Here is a 19,616-nt window from a genome sequence, read left to right as displayed (position 1 = left end):
CGCCCGCCGTACCGTCGACATAGATGCCGTCGGGTTTTATGTTCAGCGCTTCTATGCACTCATTCAGCATCACCGAAATATGATGAAACTCCATATACAGTCCTTTCCTATCAGAAACCCAAATCCTCCATCGCCTGTTCGACTATTTCGGGGGTAAGCTCTTCGCAGCTCTTCTGCCATTTTTCTTTATCCCAAATCTCGGCACGTGTAGAAGCGCCGATGATCATGACCTCTTTGCTTAGCTGCGCATAATCGCGCAGGTTTGGCGGAATCACAATTCTGCCCTGCTTGTCGAGCTCTACATCCACAGCGCCCGAAAACAAAAAGCGCTGCAGGGTTCTTGCTTTGCTCATAGGCAGTGATTTAATCTTCTCTTCCAGTCTTGCCCATTCGTCCATTGCATAAACAAATAGGCAGCCGTCAAGACCTTTGGTGAGGATAAACTGTTCCCCAAGATGATCGCGCATTTTAGCGGGAAAATTGACACGGCCCTTTGCATCCAAACTGTGGGCATATTCACCGATCAGCACTTTTCCGCCACCTGCCTTTCATTTTGAGGGTTTCTAAACCACTTTACCCCACTTCACACCACCATAGTTTTATTATAACGATATTTTTTCATAAATGCAATGATAATATTTTCTTTTTACCCTGCTTTTTTCGGCATTTTATGCGGATTTCCTAACGTTTTTGCAAAACATACAGAAACCTCTTTAAAAACCGATGTTTTCTTTTTTAAGTTGCGGTTTTCGCAAAATAAAAAAGAGACGGCTATAAGCCGTCTCAATAACTCACCAATCATTTTGGGTTCTTCTGAAAGCAGAAAATTGGGCGCAAAGGGCAGTTTTCACAAAGCCCCTAGTCCGCTTGCGGTTATTTTTTTGCATTGCGCAACGCCTGACGGGTACTCTTTACCTCCATCAGCGACTTTGCAAGCCCCTCTTCGGTATTCTTCAGCATTTTATCGGCAAACTCCTGTGCAGCCTGACGCATTTCGCGCGACTTCATCTGCGCCTGCGTTACCATCTCCTGCGCCTTCTGCTGCGACTGACGCATAATTTCCTCCTGCGCGGTAAGTGCTTTCGCACGCTCTTCTGCGCGGCGTACAATGGTTTCAGCTTCGCGTTTTGCCTCGGCAATAATTTCAGCGCGGTCCGCTACTATTTTTTTTGCATGCGCTATCTCAGGCGGCATATTGGCTCGGATATCATCGATCAAATCACGCACCTTGTCCGCATCCAGCACACAGCGCCCGCCCGTCATCGGCAGGTTCCATGCGCGATCAATCATTTCATCGAGCATATCAAGAATTTCTTCTACATTCATAATAAAACCTCCTTGACCTTAAGGTGTTTTAGATCGAACGGCACAGCCTGTCCTTTACTTCCTCCACAATGCCCTCCGGCACAAAATCGGCAATATCGCCGCCAAATGAGGCAATCTGCTTTACTATACTGGAGCTCAAATACATATTTTCCGCAGCAGTGGTAAGAAACAGGGTATCTGCCTCGGGGTTAAGCTTTTTATTGATGAGCGCCATTTGAAACTCATATTCAAAGTCGGTAACAGCGCGCAAACCTTTTACAATGGCCACTGCTCCCTTGTTGTGGACATAATCCATCAAAAGACCCGAGAAGTGGTCTACCTCCATATTGGGGATGTCGGTGGTAGCACGGCGGATCATATCCATTCGCTCCTCAGCAGAAAAGCTGGGGTGTTTATCGGGGTTGACTACTACCACCACGATAATTTTATCGAACAGCTTAGACGCCCTGTGAATGATATCGAGATGACCCTTGGTGATGGGATCAAAGCTGCCGGGACAAACCGCAATCCTCATTCTTCGTCGTCCCCCTCGTTTTTGTAAACATGCACCAGTATCTTACCATAGCGATAGGTTTTGCGCAAGGTAAATTCACCCACCGCCTCGGGCAGCTTCTCGTCCGACTGGGTTTCGCACACAATAATGCTGTTTTCACGCATCAGCTTTGCCACAGAGGGTAGCACATCTGCCAAAAGCCCCTGATGATACGGCGGATCTAAAAACGCGATATCAAAGCGTTCTGCCGCGCTCATTAGGTAGGTTTTGGCCTCCATAGGGTACACTTTTGACTTGTCGATAAAGCCGGTTGCATCCAGATTCTGCTTTATTGCAGTGACGGAAAGCTTGGCACTGTCTACAAAAGTTGCACCAATGGCACCGCGTGAAATTGCCTCAATACCCATCTGACCGGAACCAGCGAATAAATCGAGTACATTTGCCCCGGGAACATCAAACTGAATAATCGAAAAAATCGATTCTTTTACCATATCGGTTGTAGGGCGCGTATCCATACCCTCGGGGGTGACGAGTTTTCGCCCGCGCGCCGTACCTGTAATTACTCTCATGTTAAGCTCCATTCCTCTGCTTCGCGCCAATATAATACCCTTTGGGTAAATTTTAGATACTGACTCTTATCTTGCGAAGCAGAGGAATGATAAGAGCCTAATTGCATAGGAAGACGGCAACGACTAAAGTGAGCAAATCGCCCTGCGCAGCTACCGGAGCCCGGGTTGGAGGAAACCGCAGGTTTTTTCTGACCCCATACTGCTTTCAGCAACCAAAAATCGCCTTGAATCCAAAAATCGATTCCTGCCGAAAGCGTCCTCGTAATATTATCGGTCAATTCTGTAGCGCTGTCAACCATCTTTGCAATTATTGGAAATATTTACTCCTCATCATGGAGAAAATTGTAAAGATTTTCTGCTACTTTTGCTGTCATGCCGGGTGCCTGCGAAAGCTCTTCACAGGTTGCGGCTTTCATCGCCTTTACCGTTTTAAAATGCTTAAACAGTGCTTTTGCCCTATTTTCTCCTATGCCGGCCACTTTGGTAAGGCTTAACTCAAACGCAGTCGCCTTGTGCTTACTGCGCGAATAGGTAATCGAAAAACGGTGCACCTCGTCCTGTATTTTGGTGACAAGGGTAAACGCGGTGCGGTGCGAGTTGATTGCAATCTCACCGCCATCCTCGGCAATGGCGCGGGTCTTATGTTTATCGTCCTTCACCATACCAAACACCGGAATATCGCCAAGGCCCATTTCGTTCAACAGCGGACGAATGACACCCACATGCCCCTTGCCGCCGTCGAGCAAAATCAAATCGGGCTTTTTTCCAAACCCACGCCCGGTTTCTTTTTCCTCAAAATAGCGGTTGAAACGGCGGGTGAGCACCTCGCGCATACATGCGTAATCGTCGGGTGTAAATTGGGTTTTGATTGAGAATTTTTTGTATGCATCCTTTTTAGGGCGGGCGTTCTCGAATACCACCATACCCGCTACCATTGTGTCGGAACCGATGTTGGAGATGTCGTACGCCTCAATGTAAACCGGAGTAGATTTTAAACCCAGCAAGCGTGCCAGCTCGTCCAGCACGGCAACCTCTTTGCCGGTTCTTTCGGTCTCGTGCGACAGCCGCTGTGCGGCATTGTTGCGTGCCATCTGGGTGAGCTGATAGCTCTCGCTGCGTTTCGGAACATGCAGGGTAACCTTACGTCCTGCCTGTTGTGTAAGAAACTGTTCGATCATGGACATATCGTCAAACTCACCGTCCACCGAAACTATTTTTGGGCGGTCGGTATGCGAGCTGTAATAGCCTGTGATAAATTCACCGCGGAACTGCTGCAGGTCGCCTGCGTCACGGATGATATAGTCATCCTTATCCACAAGGCGCTGGTTCCGAAACTTCAGTACCACGGCGCAAGTCAGATGATCCGACTGTGCAAAACCGATGATATCCTGGTTGTCGGCTTTGGTATCAATCACCTGCTGGTGCTCGGTAATGCGGTTAATCGCATTGATACGGTCACGCAGCCTTGCCGCTTTTTCAAACTCAAGGTTCTCGCTTGCAGCCGCCATCTCTGCGGTGAGCTTATCAACTGCTTGTGTGCTACCGCTTTTGATAAATTCCACTGCAGAATCGATTACCTGCTGGTACTCCTCTTCCGTGATTCTGCCACGGCACACACCCATGCACTGCTTGATGTGAAAATTGAGGCAGGGTCTGCCTTTTCTAAACTCCTGCGGGAACTTGCGGCTGCAGGTTGGGAGCGAAAAAATCTTATTCGTCTCGTCCACGGTTTGGCCTACCACAAACGATGAGGTATAAGGCCCCAGATAGGTAGCACCGTCATCGAGCTTTTGTTTTTCGGCAGTAATCCGGCTCCATGGCGGCTTGGAAATTTTGACATAGAAATAACCTTTGTCGTCTTTGAGCAGGATGTTGTATTTGGGTGAATATTCTTTGATTAGGCTGCATTCCAGCACCAGTGCCTCAAACTCGCTGGCAGTGACGATATACTCAAAATCATACACCGATTCCACCATTTTATACACCTTGTCGGTGTGTTTTTCTACGCTGCGAAAATAGCTTGAAACTCGGTTTTTCAGCGCCTTTGCCTTGCCAATGTAGATAATGATGCCGGCTTGGTCTTTCATGATGTAACAGCCGGGGTCAAGCGGCAGCTTTTTTACTTTGTCGCGCAGATACGGCAGTCTGTCATTGTCCATTCTGTCGCCCTCCCTAACGTTTTTTAATGCAGACGGTTCATGCCCGCGGAAAAAAATAGCGCTGCCAAACGATGACAGCGCAAACTATAGACATTGCTTTTATATATGTTATCCCAAGATATGCATACGCTGCAAGCAAACCATTTCAAGCTATTCAGCGTTTATGTTTGAAAAATTACTCTGTAAAACCAGATTCGATTAATTTAATAAGACCATCAACAGCAGCCTGCTCATCCGAGCCGTCAGCAATAATGCGAATGTTGGTGCCGCCAACAATACCCAGAGAAAGCACACCCAGAAGGCTCTTGGCGTTTACTCTGCGCTCTTCTTTTTCCACCCAAATAGAGGACTTATACTCATTCGCTTTTTGAATAAAAAAGGTTGCAGGGCGTGCGTGCAGACCAACCTGGTTCTGAACGGTAACATCTTTTACAAACATAATCATACTCTCCCAAATCAATATATATGGTTTATCAGTCAAATGTGTTTTGTGCAGAGACTTTCGGTATACTGGTAATGATTCAATTATAGCATACTGGATTATTTCGTCAACGGATATTGCGGTTTGTTTGGCGGATTTCCCCGAAATTCTGTTGTTTTTATAGATACACACAAGGCAAACGCGCACTGTTTGTGCATGATTACTACAAAGTTTTCAACATCATCAGCATGTTATACACTATGGGAACCAATAATGCGGGTAAAAGGTTCGCTGTTTTAATTTTGCTACTGTCGATAAAATTGAGCCCGATGCAAAGAACAATGGCATACCCCACCATGCAAATCATCGACATCAGGTCGTCGGAAACCACTTTGGTGAGCACGCCGGCAAGCAGGGCGATCGTGCCCTGATACACAAGTACAGGTATCGCTGAGAACAATACACCCACCCCCAAGGTAGAAGCGAGAATCAGCGCCGTGGTGCCGTCGAGTGCGCTTTTGATAAACAGCACACTTGCATCACCGCGCAAGCCGTCGTTGAGAGGCCCGATGATGGACATTGCACCCACACAGAAAATGAGTGAAGCGCTGATAAAGCCCTTGGCGAATCCGTCTATCTTCAGCTTGGTTTCTATCATCCTGCCGACATGGTTGAGCCGGTCGTCAATCCTTAAAAGCTCGCCTATCAGCGTACCCACTGCAAGGCTGATAATGAGCAGCAGCCCGCCGCTGTCGCTCAGCTTGCCTGTTGGCTGTGCGGTAAACATTGAACCGATGACACCGTTGAGCGCCACAATGAGAATACCGATGCCCAGTGAAGACATCACCGCTTCTTCTACATGCTTTGGCACGCCGCGCTTGATCAGCAGCCCAATCAGACCGCCAAGTGCAATCGCTGCCGTATTAACTATTGTTCCTATCATTTGCTCTGTCTACTCCCCTGCTGTTATAGTATGATCTCCGTCATGATGCTGTTCCTGATGTGCTTGCTTTTGTGCAAGTCGTTTATTGATAACAATGGCCACAACCTTGTAAATTACTGCAAAGGCGGGAATACCGAGCACCATGCCCGGCAGCCCGAACAAGCCGCCGCCCAGTATAATTGCAAACATAACCCAAAAGCCCGAAAGCCCAATGGAGTCGCCTACGATTTTCGGCAATATAATGTTGCCATCCACCGTTTGAATCAGTACAATGAGCACCACAAACCAAATTGCGCTCTTGAAATCTACCATCAAGATAATAAAGGTACAGGGCACACCGCCGATGTACGGACCGAAAATGGGAACAATATTGGTGATGGCAATAATGGTTGAAATCAGCACCAGATAAGGGTTGATGGCGTCGGACAACGGCATTAGGTTCATACCTAAAAAACACAGGATGCCGACAATCATTGCGTCGAGCAGCTGCCCCGAAATAAAACCGCTAAATGTGGTATTGGCAATATTGCCCAGGCGCAGCGCACGGTCGCGGTACAATTCGGGCAGGCACGCTGTGAGCAGACGCTTCACCTGCCTTGCAAAGCGCTCCTTACCCGCGAGAAGATAAATCGATACAATGAAGCCGATAAACAGGTTGGATACACCCGCGGTAAGCGACATGGTGAAATCCATTAGCTTGGGTAGCGCATTGCTGATCAGCTTACCTGCCTGCGTAAGAATATCCTCCCACGAGCCGACCACATTCTGCAGCAGCTCACTGCTGATACCAAAGCGCACCACCAGTTCATCTGCGGTGTTTTGCAGGCTTGTTAGGTAGGATGGAAAATTACTCACCAAGGTACTGATGCTGGTGATGATTTGGGGTAGCACCAGAGAGATTAGCAAGGTAAGCAGCAGCAAAAACAACACATAGGTAATAAGCATAGCGACTGGGCGTTTTAGCTTCTCTCCCCATTTGCCGCGGCTCATGCGAGCAGGCAGCATTGCTTCAATGGCCATCATGGGCCTGTTAAGTACAAAGGCGATGCCAAACCCTACAAGAAAAGGGCTGATAATATCGACCAGCTTGCCTGCCAACCCCAGAAAAAAACGTGCGTTTACCAGCACTACAAACAGCAGCACAACATAGGTACAGATGACAATCCATGTTCTGATGTTGTATTTTGTTGTGGAATCAAGTTTCTTCATTTCGTTTTTCCTGCTTTCCATCAAGTTCCGGTGTATTTAATTCCAGCTATCCTAACAAATATTATACAAGAAGCATGTCCAATTTACAATCAAATAGCCATATAATCTTGCATACCGTTTTTCTCCACTATTTACGTTTCTGTCATAATATGCTAATTTCCATTTCATATCGTGGGTATATAATACATAAAAAATCTATCTTTGATGCACTTTTACAGGGGATTGTAACGCATTTTGAGGGGCTTTTGTAACCTGTGCGTCATTGAAAATCGCCCTGTAAAACAGTATACTGATAGTATTGCTTTTGAGGAGAGTGTTCCATTATGGAAAATGAGCTGTCACAACTAATTTTGGTATATAAAAAGAGAACCAAGCTGCAAATTGCAGGTTACGCCCTCGCTGCTGTGGTTGGCGGGGGGCTGCTCACCTGGTGGGTGACGTCCCATTACAACGGGCTGTTTGACTTCTATCAGGCGTACATTGTGGGGGTTGGCGCAGGGCTGCTGATCTTCGGTGTGGGTTCGGCAATCAAAGCGGTGCTGCTGCTGAAAAACGAGGCTAAGCTTTCCGCCGCCGCCACCGATAAATCGGACAAGCTTGCCGAGAAAATGAACAATAAGGCAATGGCGACAGCGTATAAAATCTTTCTTGCGGTAATGGTGGTTGCGCTTATTTTTATCGGCAACATGTTCAACTTTACTTCGTTTGTCGTCTGCTTGTTTACCGTAGTTTTTGCTTACCTGTGCTATGTGTTTACATGGATGTTTATGAAGAAGCCCAAATAGCTTTTGTACAACAACCAAAGACCTCCGTTCTTTTGAACGGAGGTCTTTCTGATGTGTTTGTTTTGTTAGAAATCTACTTCGGTGCCGTAATAGCAGCACTTCAGCAGCTTTTCCATTTCTTCCTGTGTGGGAATTCTGGGGTTGGAGCCTGTGCAGGCATCGCCGATTGCCAGCGTTGCAACCTGCGGCAGTTTCTCCAAGAACTCATCCTCAGGCACCATGCCGTTTTCGTAGTCTTTGATGCATTTCGGAATGCTTAGTGCAACATTGTATTCCTCAATTTTATCGCAGAGAGCCTGAACCAGCTCTGCAGTGGTTTCGCCTTTAAGACCGATAAATTTAGCAATGTCTGCATAGCGTTCGGCAGCAACTGCATTCTTTGCATTAAATCGGATTACCTGAGGCAGATACATTGCATTTGCGCAGCCATGAACGATGTGACCGTTTTTGTAAGCGGCACCTGTTTTATGAGCCATTGAGTGAACAATACCAAGCAGTGCGTTTGAGAACGCCATACCGGCCAGGCACTGTGCATAGTGCATCTGCTCACGTGCTTTCATATCACCCTTGTAGGAAGCGTCAAGATACTGGAACACCATCTCGATTGCTTTGAGTGCCAAAGGATCGGTGAAGCAGCAGTTCAAGGTAGAAACATAGGCTTCAACCGCATGGGTGAGTGCATCCATACCGGTATGGGCAGTCAGTTTGGCGGGCATTGTCTCAGCCAGATCGGGGTCAACAATCGCAACATCAGGGGTAATGTTAAAGTCAGCCAGAGGATATTTAATCCCCTTTGCGTAGTCGGTGATGACTGAGAAAGCGGTAACCTCGGTTGCGGTGCCCGAAGTAGAGGGAATTGCCAAAAACTTCGCCTTTTGTCGCAGCTCGGGGAAAGAGAACGGCTGAATGATTGCTTCGAAAGAGGTTTCGGGATACTCATAGAATACCCACATCGCCTTTGCGGCATCAATTGGTGAGCCACCGCCCAATGCAACAATCCAGTCGGGCTCAAATTCGCGCATCACGGCAGCGCCCTTCATAACGGTTTCAACAGAAGGATCGGGCTCGACGTTCTCGAACAATTTCACTTCCATTCCGGCTTCCTTCAGATTGGCTACAATCTTATCCAAAAAGCCAAAACGCTTCATAGAGCCGCCGCCAACTACGACGATTGCTTTTTTGCCCTTTAAGTTCTTCAGTTCCTCAATTGAGCCGGAACCATGATAGATATCTCTTGGTAATGTGAAACGTGCCATGATAAACTCCTCCTAATATTTTTTGATTGAATCATACTGTCGAAAAACACAAACAGCTCTGCCCGAGTACAGAGCAGAGCTGATGTGCGCGGGGATTATGTATCGTGTGTGTGTTAGGGTTCATAAGATAGTCTTCTGTGCAAAACTATCTTTGTTAATATTTTATCATTGTTTGTCGTGTTTGAGTAATGTAAAAAGAGCATATCCGCTATGCCTGGGAGATATAGCAAAAGCAGCGAAGGAGGTTACTCCTTCGCTGCTTTTGCCTGTAATTCAGCTAGATATTCCTTATCGTGTTTGTCGAGCGGAGCGGTCTCCAGCATATCGGGGCGTTTTTGCAGTGTACGCTGCAGCGATTGCTCCCTGCGCCATTTTTGAATGTTTGCGTGGTGCCCGCCCAACAGCACCTCAGGCACCTGCTTGCCGTTCCAATTGGCAGGGCGGGTGTACTGCGGATGCTCGAGCAGCCCGTTAAAGTGGCTTTCATCGGTAAAGCATTCATCGCTTGACAGCACCCCGTCGCACATTCGGGCAATGGTATCGGTAACCACCAGCGCGGGCAGCTCACCGCCTGTAAGCACATAATCGCCGATGGACAGCTCTTCGTCCACAATCTCTTCAATCACGCGCTCGTCTACACCCTCATAATGTCCGCACAAAATAAAGAGGTTCTCCATTTTAGAGTATTCAACCGCCATCTGCTGCGTAAATTTTTTGCCCTGCGGCGACATGTAAATGACATGCGGTTTTTTACCAATACTTTGCGCTACATCGCAATAGCAGCGGTAGATAGGGTCTGCCTGCATCACCATACCCATACCGCCTCCAAACGGTGCGTCATCGATACGGCGATGCTTATCGTCGCTGTAATCGCGGATGTTGTGGCAATAAAGCTCAATACGCCCTGCGCCGCGTGCGCGCCCGATAATGCTTTCGGAGAGCACCGTTTCACACATTTCCACAAACAACGTTGCTATATCAATCCTCATCAAACAAGCCCTCCAGCGGACGAATCATCATAAGATTTGCTTCAAGATCAGTACTGAGCACCACCTGCTTAATGGCGGGAATCAGCTTATCTGCTTTACCCTCGGCGCGGATGTGATAAACGTCGTTTGCACCGGTTTGTGACACGTCACAGATCTCACCGTACACCTCACCCGTATCCGCATCCTGCACCTGCATCCCGATTAAATCCTGCACAAAGAAGTCCCCTTCGTCCAGTTCGCAGTCGTCGCGGTTAATGTACAGCGTTTTTCCGCGCAGCTTGGCTGCCTCCTCCACGGTATCGATTCCCTTAATTTTTGCAACCACCACATTTTTATGCATGCGGGCACGTTCCACCTCAATCGTCTTTGTGCCGTTTTTATCCAGATAAAAGCGGTCAAAATCGCATAGGAATTCGGGCGAGTCGCTCCAAGGGTTAATCTTCACCTCACCGCGCACGCCATGCACCGATACGATTTCGCCGGTATCTAAAAATTGTTTTTTCATATATAATCTCCCTACGGTCACCGCTGTGGGGCCGTATCTGCAAGTTTTATGCTGTTCCTATTGCAGGTAACAGCATCTTTCTATTGTTCGCACCACACCGGCGAATAAACAAAACGAATGGAAAAGCCTGATGCTCCCCCATTCGTTCATGATTGTTATGTCAGTCGATTTCGACAGCGACCTTGATGTCCTTGCGAACAGCCGCCGCTTTCATAACAGCGCGGATTGCTTTCGCAATTCTGCCCTGCTTGCCGATGACTCTGCCCATATCGTCGGGGGCCACATGCAGGTGATACACAATGGTACCATCCTCCAAGGGAGCGTCCGTGGTGATATTAACAGAGTCTTTATCCTCGACAAGACCCTGTGCGATTGTCTTCAGAAGCTGTTCCATTTTCAACCTCCTACAGCGTTAGATAACGCCGTTAGCTTTCAGCAGAGACTTCACGGTTTCTGTAGGTTGAGCACCATTTGAAAGCCATTTTTTTGCTTTCTCTTCATCGATTTTAACGATAGAAGGATTTTTTGTGGGATCGTAGTAGCCTACTTCCTCAATAAATCTGCCATCTCTGGGGTATCTGGAATCTGCAACAACAATACGATAGAAAGGCGCTTTTTTCGCACCCATACGGCGCAGTCTTATTTTAACAGCCATTTCTGTCACCTCCATAATTTTTTAAAATATATTCTTACACACAGCGCAAAACGCAATATGTAATAATCGGTTTATAGCCCAAACGGTGAGCCGCCCATGCCGCCCATCATACCACGCATCCGTTTGCCTTTTTTGCCCATGCTGCTGAACTGCTTCATCATTTTCTGCATTTGTTCAAACTGCCGCAGCAAACGGTTAACATTTTCCACCTTGGTGCCGCTGCCCGCCGCTATTCTGCGCTTGCGAGAGGGATTGACAATCGCGGGCTTTGCACGCTCCGCTTTGGTCATGGAATTGATGATGGTTTCAATCTGACGAAGTTGTGCTTCGCCCTGCTCGGCTTCTTCATCTTTGATGCCACCCTTGACACCCGGAAGCATGGAAAGCACCTGGCTGAGGGGGCCCATTTTGCGAATCTGCTTCATCTGCTCAAGCAGGTCGTTCAGATCAAACGAGTTCTCCTTCATCTTCTGCGCCATCTGCTCCGATTTACCCAGGTCCATCTGCTCCTGCGCTTTATCGATCAGAGTGAGCACATCGCCCATACCAAGAATTCGCGATGCCATACGATCGGGGTAAAACGGCTCAAGATCTTCGAGCTTTTCACCCATACCGACGAATTTAATGGGCTTACCTGTGACAGCGCGTACAGAAAGCGCCGCACCGCCGCGGGTGTCGCCATCGAGCTTGGTGAGGATGACACCGTCGATTCCCAGCGCCTCGTCAAAGCTTTTTGCAACATTAACCGCGTCCTGACCGGTCATTGAGTCGATTACAAGCAAAATCTCGTTGGGATGGAGCTCAGACTTGATGTTTTTCAGCTCGCCCATCAGCTGCTCATCGATGTGCAAACGACCGGCAGTGTCGAGAATCACAATATCGTGGCCATAGTCTTTCGCGTGGGAAATTGCCTTTTTTGCAATGGTGACGGGGTCAATCTGCCCCATTTCAAACACCGGTGCACCTACCTTTTCGCCCACAACCTTAAGCTGCTCAATTGCGGCTGGGCGGTAGACGTCACATGCAACCAACAGCGGACGCTTGCCCTGCTTTTTAAAAAATTTTGCCAGCTTTGCCGAGTGGGTGGTTTTACCCGAACCCTGCAAGCCGCACATCATAATAATGGTGGGGATTTTGGAAGAGAAATTGATTCTGCTGTTTTCCGCACCCATCAGGCTTGTCAGCTCATCGTTTACAATTTTGATGACCTGCTGCGCGGGGGTGAGGCTGGTGAGCACGTCCGAACCAATTGCACGGTCGGTGACGGTTTTGACGAAATCTTTCGCCACTTTGTAGTTGACGTCGGCTTCCAGCAGTGCAAGGCGAACCTCGCGCATTGCCTCTTTGACGTCAGCCTCGGACAGTCTACCCTTAGAGCGTAGCTTTTTAAACGCCGCAGAAAGCTTATCCGACAGTCCCTCAAATGCCATAGTTGTTCATTCCTTTATGATTAATCATTCAGTTCGGTTGCAATGGTGATGATAGCTAAAGCCCTGTCTGCAATCTGACCTGAATAGTGGTATTCTTTATTGTAAAATTCAATATCCTTTGCACATTGCACGATCTTGCTGATGGCCTCCTGCACCTCTCGGAACTTCTTTGCAAGCCCCAGGCGCTCCTCCATATCCAAAAGCACCGCTTCGCCGCGCTTAATCGAATCGCGCACGCCCTGACGGGTAATGCCCTCGTGATCGGCAATTTCAGCGAGAGAGAGATCCTCATTGTAATAAAGCTCAATGACTTCTTTCTGTTTGTCGGTCAGAATATCGCCGTAGAAATCCAAAAGCAGCGAAATTTGAAGGTTTTTCATCGAATTCTCTCCCCCTTTCGTTCATACTGTAAAGCATTTGTCTTTACATCAACAGTTAGTATTATATCGTATTTAAACATCACTGTCAATGTTTTTCTCTTTACATATTTCAATAAAATTCTGGGTGATTTCGCTCAATTTCAACATAAATAAAAAGAACGGGACAAAGCCCGCTCTTTTGTATGAAATCTCATCCTTTTATTCATTTTCCAAGTATCCGCTTACAAACTGCGCCCAGCGCGTCATCGTCTGGTCGCTCACTGCGTGTTCCATCTTGCAAGCATCCTGCTCGGCTACACTCTCCTCCACCCGCAGTACCTCAACAAGAAAGCCTTTGATCAGCGCATGGCGGCGAGACACTACCTGCGCACGCTCCCGCCCCTGCTCGGTTAGCCGAATGTCACCGTAGGGCTGCTGCTCCACCATGCCTGCCTCACGCAAAATACCAATTGCTTTGTTGACACTGGGGCGCGACACACCAAGGCGGTTTGCAACATCGACAGAGCGCACACAATCGTTTTCATTTTCAATTTGCAAAATTGCTTCAAGGTAATCTTCGCCTGCTTCTCGAATCACGCTCATCAATAGCTCCCCTTTTTATTTTTCCTTGTTTTCTTCCTCGTTAGGGGCCGCACTGCAAGAGCCGCGCTGTGAGCAGCCTTCGCATCCATCGCAGCATTTGCCCTTTGCCATATTGCGAAGGTTGCGTATAAACAGCAGCAGTGCCAATACAATTAACAGAATGCAAATACCGATAATAATATATTTTGCCATTCAAAAACATCTCTTTTCTATCAGCCCGCGGCTTTGCGTGGGCTATTTCACAAACAAACTGCCAATCTGATAAACCAGCAGTGCAACCACATAAGCTACTCCCGTTTCCATCAGTGCCGTGGCAAGCGCCCATTTCAGCGAGTTCATTTCGCGGCGGATGGATACGAACGCCGCAATGCATGGCATGTACAGCAGGCTGAACACCATAAACGCATACGCCGAAAGTGGAGTAAACTGCGTAGCTAAAATACCCTGCAGTGCCAAACCACCCGCGCCATACAGCACACTCATGGTGCTAACCACCGCCTCTTTTGCTACAACACCCGCAAGCAGTGCAACCGCCGCCTGCCAGGTGCCAAAGCCGAGCGGAATAAAAACAGGGGCGATGAAGGCGCCGATTTGACCGAACATACTGGCAGAGCTGTCATCCACCATATGTAGCGAAAAGCTAAAATTTTGCATGATCCACACGAGAATACTCATTGAGAAGATGACTGTTCCCGCCTTAACCAAAAAGCCCTTGCATTTATCCCACATATGCAGCATCGTGCTTTTAAGCGTTGGCATGCGGTAGGTGGGCAGCTCCATTACAAACGGTGCCGCCTCGCCCTTAAACAGGGTATTCTTCAAAATAAGCCCCACTACAATTGCTACAACAATGCCAAGCAAGTACATTGAGAATACCACAAGGCCCTGATGCTCCTCAAAGAACACACCCGCAAACAGCGCATAAATCGGCAGCCTTGCACCGCACGACATAAACGGGGTAAGCATAATGGTAAGCTTGCGGTCTTTCTCGTTTTCCATTGTGCGTGCCGCCATAACCGCGGGGGTAGTACAGCCAAAGCCCATCAGCATGGGGATGAATGATTTTCCCGTAAGCCCCAGCTTGCGCAGCAGCCGGTCCATAATAAACGCCGCGCGCGCCATATAGCCACTGTCCTCCAAAATGGAAAGGAACAGAAACAGCAGCATAATCTGCGGCAGGAACGTCAGAATTCCGCCAACGCCGCCGATAACCGCGTCGATTATCAGGCTGAAGGTCCATGCCGGTGCATCTGCCGAAATCAAAATTTGTTCTACCGCCGGGGTGAGCAAGCCGTTTACCAGCCACTCCACCACTGCCTTAAGCCCCTCCCCGACGGGGCCGAACACCGCTGAGAACATCAGGAACATCACCAACAAAAAGATCGGCAGTGCCAGAACTCGGTTGGTGATAAAACGGTCGATCTTATCTGATTTGGTCATAAACCCGGGGGTGGTGTTTTTGATGACCGTTTTGCCCACCAGCTCGGTAATATATTTGTACCGCGCGTCGGCAAGCATAGTGTCGCGGTCGCCGTACTGCGAGGTAGCCTCGTAGCGTACAATAATATCCTCAATGCGTTTGCGCTGGCTGTCCGTCAGCTTGAGCAGCTTTGCAATCGATTCATCTGCCTCAAGCAGCTTGCTTGCATAAAACTGGATGTGGTGGTCGGAGGTGTTTTTGTTCTCGAGCAGAATCAGCAGAATATCGTTCAGTGCGTTCTGCGTCTGGTAATCGTATTTAATTTTATGGTGCTGTTGTGTGCCGGCGGCAATACTTACCGCTTCATCCATCAGCTCTTTAATCCCTTCTCCCTTACGTGCCACAATGGGGATAACCGGTACACCCAGCAACTCGCCAAGCTTTGCACAGTCGATGTGCTCGCCCTTTTGCTCCACATCATCCATCATATTTACGGCAATCACCATCGGCCTGCCCAGCTCCATCAGCTGAATGGTGAGGTACAGGTTGCGCTCAATATTGGTACCGTCGATGATATCAACGATGACGTCGGGGTCTTCGTTCATAATATAATCCCGTGCGCAGACCTCTTCCATAGTATAAGGAGAAAGCGAGTAAATACCCGGCAAATCGTTGATGGAGAGCTCAACCCCGTTGTGCTTCGCTTTGCCCTCTTTTTTTTCCACAGTTACGCCCGCCCAGTTGCCAACGTATTGGTTCGAGCCGGTAAGCTCATTAAACAGGGTGGTTTTACCGCAGTTCGGGTTACCCGCTAATGCAATTGTATAGCTCATATCGTTTCAGCCTTTCTCCGGCGTCGCAGCCGCTTTAAACTCGTCCATTTCCAGGTATGCTGCTTATTCTGATAATAGAAGAATGTTTTTGGCATCATCCTTGCGCAGAGAAAGCTCATAGCCGCGAATGTTAATTTCGATGGGGTCGCCGAGCGGTGCCATTTTGCGCACAAAAACATCGCAGCCGGGGGTGAGCCCCATATCGATCAGGCGGCGTTTTAAAGCGCCTGTACCGCCAATCGAAACTATTTTTGCGCTCTGCCCTGGGCGCAGATCCTTCAGGCTTCTATCCTTTTTATTCATATGGGTAAATCCCCTTTTGTCTTTTTTATAAATCTTAAAATTTGTTAACCAAAACTAACATTGGCGGCTTGTTTTTCGGATAACAAAATGTTATCCGTATCTAACATTTATTGTAGCTCCAATATCGGATTTTGTCAATATAAGGACAAGCCTGACTAAGAAAAGAATACGGTTAAAAACCCTACAAATTTGTGTATTATGTGAAACAGAACAAAAGCGGATACAAAAAAGCGAAGCTATTCCGCTTCGCTTTTTATACAATTTGTAAAATTGCAACTCAATTCTACAAATTTTCAATCTTATCTGCCGCTTTGTCAAGCCAATCGCCCTCAAACAGCTCAATTACGCCGCCGTCGCAGTTTTTAGCAAGCTGCGGGTCAATCGGCAGCCTGCCGAGAACCTCCAGCCCAAATTTCTCTGCAACTTCATCGATGTGGCTTTCGCCGAACACCGGCATCTTTTTGCCGCAATCGGGGCACTGAATGTAGCTGTAGTTTTCAACCAAACCCAGAATGGGAATGTTCATCATCTTCGCCATGTTGACTGCCTTTTCAACAATCATCGAGACAAGCTCCTGCGGGGAGGTGATAATGATGATACCGTCTACCGGGATGGATTGGAACACGGTCAGCGCCACATCTCCGGTTCCCGGGGGCATATCCACAAACATAAAATCCACGTCATTCCAAATGACATCTGTCCAAAACTGCTTTACTGTGCCTGCAATTACGGGGCCGCGCCAAATAACGGGGTCGCTTTCGTTTTCCAGCAGCAGGTTCACCGACATCACATCGATGCCTGTTTTGGTTTTTACAGGGTAAAGGCCCGCTTCGTCACCGCATGCACGCTCATGTATGCCAAACATTTTGGGCACCGACGGGCCTGTAATATCCGCATCCAGCACGCCTACGTTAAACTCTCTGCGGCGCATCAGCACCGAAAGCATACCGGTGACAAGGCTTTTGCCAACGCCACCCTTGCCGCTTACTACGCCAATCACTTTTTTGATACAGCTTAATTCATGTGGCTGCTCCAGAAAATCTGCCGGGCTTTTTTCGCGGCTGGAGCAATTCTGCGAGCAACTGGAACAATCATGGGTACATTCTTCGCTCATTGGATTTTGCATCTCCTTTGGTTTTACGTATGCTTTTTATTTTAGTTTTTTTGGTGGGAATTGTCAAGGCTGGGCGAACGGTGGTTATCTAAAGGCACCGCCCATAATTTTTAGCAAAATACCGCTTACTCTATCTCCTGCATGCCTTGTGCAGGTTTTTGGTGATTGCCGCCCGCGCGTGTATAGACAAATGCGGAGATTGCTGAGGTTAATGGTATTGTAAATAGTATACCCATGCTGCCCACAAGAGTTTGCAAAATTTCAACCACAATCATTTCTTTGTTGAGCAGCCCAAGCAGAGAATTATTATAAGCAATCAGCAACAGCACCATTGAAAGCGAGCTGCCGATGTATGCAAGCACCAAGGTGTTTGCCATGGTACCCATGATGTCGCGCCCAATTTGAATACCCGATTTCATCAGCGCGCCAAAGGTGGGTACCTCCATAATGTCGCGCACCTCCGCGAGCGACGAAGCAATCGACATCGCAACGTCCATAATCGCACCCAGCGCACCAATAATAATTGCGGCAAAGATAATCGCCTTCAAATCAATCGGCTTGGGGGTATCCATGTACAAAAGGAAGATCGATTCTTCATCCACAAGCCCTGTCAGCCTTAAAAAGTAATCCATAATCAGCGTCAGCGCCCCCGACACCAAAATGCCGCCAAGGCAGCCAACACCCGCCGCAAGCCCCTTTGCATTTGCTCCGTTTACAATCAGCAGGGTCATAACAATGGTAAACAGGCACACTACAATGGATGAAATGTAAGCGTTACGCCCTGTTAAAATAGAAGGAATAAACACTAGAAATACCGCAAGGCAGGTAAATACCAGCGAGATAATGGTGTTTACACCCTTCCCCCTACCAAACAACAGCAGCAGCGCCATAAACACAAGCCCCAGTATCAGCAAGGTATCCGTGCGAATATAATCCCAGAACATCCATATACTGCTGGCAGACGATGGGTCGGAATGAAAGATGAGCACACGGTCACCCACCTCAACCTCTTTGTTGCCAATGGGGGTAAAGCCGTCAATCGTCTGGTTGCACTCCACAACCTGTCCTTTTTGCCAACCGTTTAAAATCCGTGCTGAAAAATCGATATAAATGTTTTGCACCGAGGTTTCACCCTCGTCCAGCGAATAGCTGTCGGTTCTTGGCTCCTGCACCTCCACCACCTGTGCCTTCACAGGCTTTTCCATGCTCGCGCCCTCGAAAAGAGTCATCCCCTGCGACGCAAACCCGTTGCCAAAGTAGATAAATAATATCGAAAACAACACGGTAAGTACATATACAATCGCGCGGTTTCGTGTGTGCTTTTCTATTTTTAAATTAAGTTTCAACATTATCCCGCCTTTCGATTTAACTCACATATTGTATCACACTGCTGTGCCAATCTCAAAGGGAAACTGCACCAGAACACGTTTGTTAACGAAAAGTTTAAAACGTTGGCAGAATTACTTTATTGCAACTCATTCGGCCGAATGGTAGTATGATAATAGAGTATTATTGTTAAGATAGAAGGAGAATTTTTATGGAAAGCTTCGTGCAACTGCGCGATGTATATAAACGTTACCATATGGGTGAGGTGACCATTCATGCCGCAGACGGCATTACCCTGAATATTGAAAAGGGTGAGTTTGCGGTTGTGGTTGGCCCCAGCGGCGCGGGCAAAACCACCGTGCTGAACATGCTGGGCGGAATGGACACCTGCGACGAGGGAGAGATTCTGGTCGATGGTAACGACATCAGCAAATACAACGCCAAACAGCTCACATCCTACCGCCGGTACGACATCGGGTTTGTATTCCAGTTTTACAATCTGGTGCAAAACCTTACTGCGCGCGAAAATGTTGAACTCGCCGCACAAATCTGCAAAAACCCAATCCCTGCGGATGAGGTTTTGCGCGAAGTCGGCTTGGGCGAACGCCTGAGCAATTTCCCCGCGCAGCTTTCGGGCGGTGAGCAGCAGCGTGTTGCAATTGCGCGCGCATTGGCCAAACGCCCCAAGCTGCTGTTGTGCGACGAGCCTACCGGCGCATTGGACTACCTTACCGGCAAAAACATACTCAAGCTGCTGCAGGATACCTGCCGCAGCACCGGCATGACGGTTATCGTCATCACGCACAATCAGGCAATTACCCCTATGGCAGACCGTGTGATAAAAATTAAAAACAGCCGTGTAAAGGAAATGACAACCAACCACGCCCCTACCCCTGTTGAAAGGATTGAATGGTAACT

At 48.1% G+C, this 19,616-nt stretch carries 25 protein-coding genes; 2 read left to right on the top strand and 23 right to left on the bottom strand.

Features of this window, described 5'->3' with window-relative positions; all coding sequences use genetic code 11:
• From mraW to RTV33_RS07305, 10 genes are all read right to left on the bottom strand, one after another.
• Nucleotides 1-94 (bottom strand): 16S rRNA (cytosine(1402)-N(4))-methyltransferase (mraW, locus tag RTV33_RS07350; protein ID WP_312643095.1); only part of this gene is annotated, 94 nt, incomplete at its 3' end.
• A 16-nt stretch (nt 95-110) separates the two neighbouring features.
• Nucleotides 111-530: a division/cell wall cluster transcriptional repressor MraZ gene (gene mraZ / locus RTV33_RS07345; protein ID WP_312643009.1), complete on the bottom strand. Its 420-nt coding sequence runs from the start codon at nt 528-530 to the stop codon at nt 111-113.
• Between the two features lie 116 nt (nt 531-646).
• A complete protein-coding gene (locus RTV33_RS07340) occupies nt 647-802 on the bottom strand; it encodes a hypothetical protein (protein WP_312643007.1) in 156 nt (51 codons plus the stop codon).
• Between the two features lie 71 nt (nt 803-873).
• A complete protein-coding gene (locus RTV33_RS07335; RefSeq protein WP_312643005.1) occupies nt 874-1,326 on the bottom strand; it encodes an ATPase in 453 nt (150 codons plus the stop codon).
• Between the two features lie 28 nt (nt 1,327-1,354).
• Nucleotides 1,355-1,840 carry a pantetheine-phosphate adenylyltransferase gene (gene coaD / locus RTV33_RS07330; protein ID WP_312643003.1) on the bottom strand — a complete coding sequence of 162 codons (486 nt, stop codon included), beginning with the start codon at nt 1,838-1,840 and terminating at the stop codon, nt 1,355-1,357.
• Nucleotides 1,837-2,388, bottom strand: coding sequence for a 16S rRNA (guanine(966)-N(2))-methyltransferase RsmD (gene rsmD, locus RTV33_RS07325; protein WP_312643001.1), 552 nt, complete (start codon nt 2,386-2,388; stop codon nt 1,837-1,839). The genes coaD and rsmD overlap by 4 nt, the downstream gene beginning before the upstream one ends.
• A 320-nt stretch (nt 2,389-2,708) precedes the next feature.
• Nucleotides 2,709-4,547 (bottom strand): excinuclease ABC subunit UvrC, encoded by a 1,839-nt coding sequence (gene uvrC / locus RTV33_RS07320; protein WP_312642999.1) that lies wholly within the window; start codon nt 4,545-4,547, stop codon nt 2,709-2,711.
• 175 nt (nt 4,548-4,722) lie between these two features.
• Nucleotides 4,723-4,986, bottom strand: a complete 264-nt coding sequence (locus RTV33_RS07315) for an HPr family phosphocarrier protein (RefSeq protein ID WP_312642997.1) — start codon at nt 4,984-4,986, stop codon at nt 4,723-4,725.
• Between the two features lie 205 nt (nt 4,987-5,191).
• The gene (locus RTV33_RS07310; RefSeq protein ID WP_312642995.1) at nt 5,192-5,911 is read right to left on the bottom strand and encodes a DUF554 domain-containing protein; all 720 of its coding nucleotides are present in this window, start codon (nt 5,909-5,911) and stop codon (nt 5,192-5,194) included.
• Nucleotides 5,912-5,920: 9 nt separating this feature from the next.
• Entirely contained in the window at nt 5,921-7,120 is a 1,200-nt protein-coding gene (locus tag RTV33_RS07305) for an AI-2E family transporter (RefSeq protein WP_312642993.1), read from the bottom strand.
• Nucleotides 7,121-7,443: 323 nt separating this feature from the next.
• On the opposite strand from RTV33_RS07305, the gene RTV33_RS07300 reads away from it, so the two are divergent.
• Nucleotides 7,444-7,905: a hypothetical protein gene (locus RTV33_RS07300; protein WP_312642992.1), complete on the top strand. Its 462-nt coding sequence runs from the start codon at nt 7,444-7,446 to the stop codon at nt 7,903-7,905.
• A gap of 65 nt (nt 7,906-7,970) precedes the next feature.
• Here the strand turns inward: RTV33_RS07300 and RTV33_RS07295 are convergent, their stop codons facing one another.
• The 13 genes from RTV33_RS07295 to RTV33_RS07235 form a co-directional block, all read right to left on the bottom strand.
• Nucleotides 7,971-9,161 (bottom strand): iron-containing alcohol dehydrogenase, encoded by a 1,191-nt coding sequence (locus tag RTV33_RS07295; protein ID WP_312642990.1) that lies wholly within the window; start codon nt 9,159-9,161, stop codon nt 7,971-7,973.
• 245 nt (nt 9,162-9,406) lie between these two features.
• Nucleotides 9,407-10,150: a tRNA (guanosine(37)-N1)-methyltransferase TrmD gene (gene trmD / locus RTV33_RS07290; protein ID WP_312642988.1), complete on the bottom strand. Its 744-nt coding sequence runs from the start codon at nt 10,148-10,150 to the stop codon at nt 9,407-9,409.
• On the bottom strand, nt 10,140-10,655 hold the full coding sequence (rimM, locus tag RTV33_RS07285) for a ribosome maturation factor RimM (RefSeq protein ID WP_312642986.1): 516 nt from the start codon (nt 10,653-10,655) through the stop codon (nt 10,140-10,142). The genes trmD and rimM overlap by 11 nt, the downstream gene beginning before the upstream one ends.
• A gap of 160 nt (nt 10,656-10,815) precedes the next feature.
• Nucleotides 10,816-11,049, bottom strand: a complete 234-nt coding sequence (locus tag RTV33_RS07280; protein ID WP_312642984.1) for a KH domain-containing protein — start codon at nt 11,047-11,049, stop codon at nt 10,816-10,818.
• Between the two features lie 18 nt (nt 11,050-11,067).
• On the bottom strand, nt 11,068-11,310 hold the full coding sequence (gene rpsP / locus RTV33_RS07275) for a 30S ribosomal protein S16 (protein ID WP_312642982.1): 243 nt from the start codon (nt 11,308-11,310) through the stop codon (nt 11,068-11,070).
• Nucleotides 11,311-11,381: 71 nt separating this feature from the next.
• Nucleotides 11,382-12,740 carry a signal recognition particle protein gene (gene ffh, locus RTV33_RS07270; RefSeq protein WP_312642980.1) on the bottom strand — a complete coding sequence of 453 codons (1,359 nt, stop codon included), beginning with the start codon at nt 12,738-12,740 and terminating at the stop codon, nt 11,382-11,384.
• A gap of 20 nt (nt 12,741-12,760) precedes the next feature.
• On the bottom strand, nt 12,761-13,120 hold the full coding sequence (ylxM, locus tag RTV33_RS07265; protein WP_312642978.1) for a YlxM family DNA-binding protein: 360 nt from the start codon (nt 13,118-13,120) through the stop codon (nt 12,761-12,763).
• A gap of 198 nt (nt 13,121-13,318) precedes the next feature.
• Nucleotides 13,319-13,702, bottom strand: coding sequence for a metal-dependent transcriptional regulator (locus tag RTV33_RS07260; protein ID WP_312642976.1), 384 nt, complete (start codon nt 13,700-13,702; stop codon nt 13,319-13,321).
• 15 nt (nt 13,703-13,717) lie between these two features.
• Nucleotides 13,718-13,894 carry a FeoB-associated Cys-rich membrane protein gene (locus tag RTV33_RS07255; RefSeq protein ID WP_312642974.1) on the bottom strand — a complete coding sequence of 59 codons (177 nt, stop codon included), beginning with the start codon at nt 13,892-13,894 and terminating at the stop codon, nt 13,718-13,720.
• Nucleotides 13,895-13,936: 42 nt separating this feature from the next.
• Nucleotides 13,937-15,955, bottom strand: a complete 2,019-nt coding sequence (gene feoB, locus RTV33_RS07250) for a ferrous iron transport protein B (protein WP_312642972.1) — start codon at nt 15,953-15,955, stop codon at nt 13,937-13,939.
• Between the two features lie 63 nt (nt 15,956-16,018).
• Entirely contained in the window at nt 16,019-16,258 is a 240-nt protein-coding gene (locus RTV33_RS07245; RefSeq protein WP_312642970.1) for a FeoA family protein, read from the bottom strand.
• A 283-nt stretch (nt 16,259-16,541) separates the two neighbouring features.
• Nucleotides 16,542-17,372, bottom strand: coding sequence for an Mrp/NBP35 family ATP-binding protein (locus tag RTV33_RS07240; RefSeq protein ID WP_312642968.1), 831 nt, complete (start codon nt 17,370-17,372; stop codon nt 16,542-16,544).
• A gap of 125 nt (nt 17,373-17,497) precedes the next feature.
• Nucleotides 17,498-18,721, bottom strand: a complete 1,224-nt coding sequence (locus RTV33_RS07235) for a YibE/F family protein (protein WP_312642967.1) — start codon at nt 18,719-18,721, stop codon at nt 17,498-17,500.
• Nucleotides 18,722-18,909: 188 nt separating this feature from the next.
• Between RTV33_RS07235 and RTV33_RS07230 the strand changes: the two genes are divergently transcribed.
• Nucleotides 18,910-19,614 carry an ABC transporter ATP-binding protein gene (locus RTV33_RS07230; RefSeq protein ID WP_312642965.1) on the top strand — a complete coding sequence of 235 codons (705 nt, stop codon included), beginning with the start codon at nt 18,910-18,912 and terminating at the stop codon, nt 19,612-19,614.
• Nucleotides 19,615-19,616: the final 2 nt, after the last annotated feature.

The sequence above is a fragment of the Hydrogenoanaerobacterium sp. genome, from assembly GCF_032017025.1.
GTDB lineage: Bacteria > Bacillota > Clostridia > Oscillospirales > Ruminococcaceae > Hydrogenoanaerobacterium.
The sequence above is the reverse complement of the archived record's forward strand: the minus strand, read 5'-3'. Positions and strand labels throughout refer to the sequence as shown.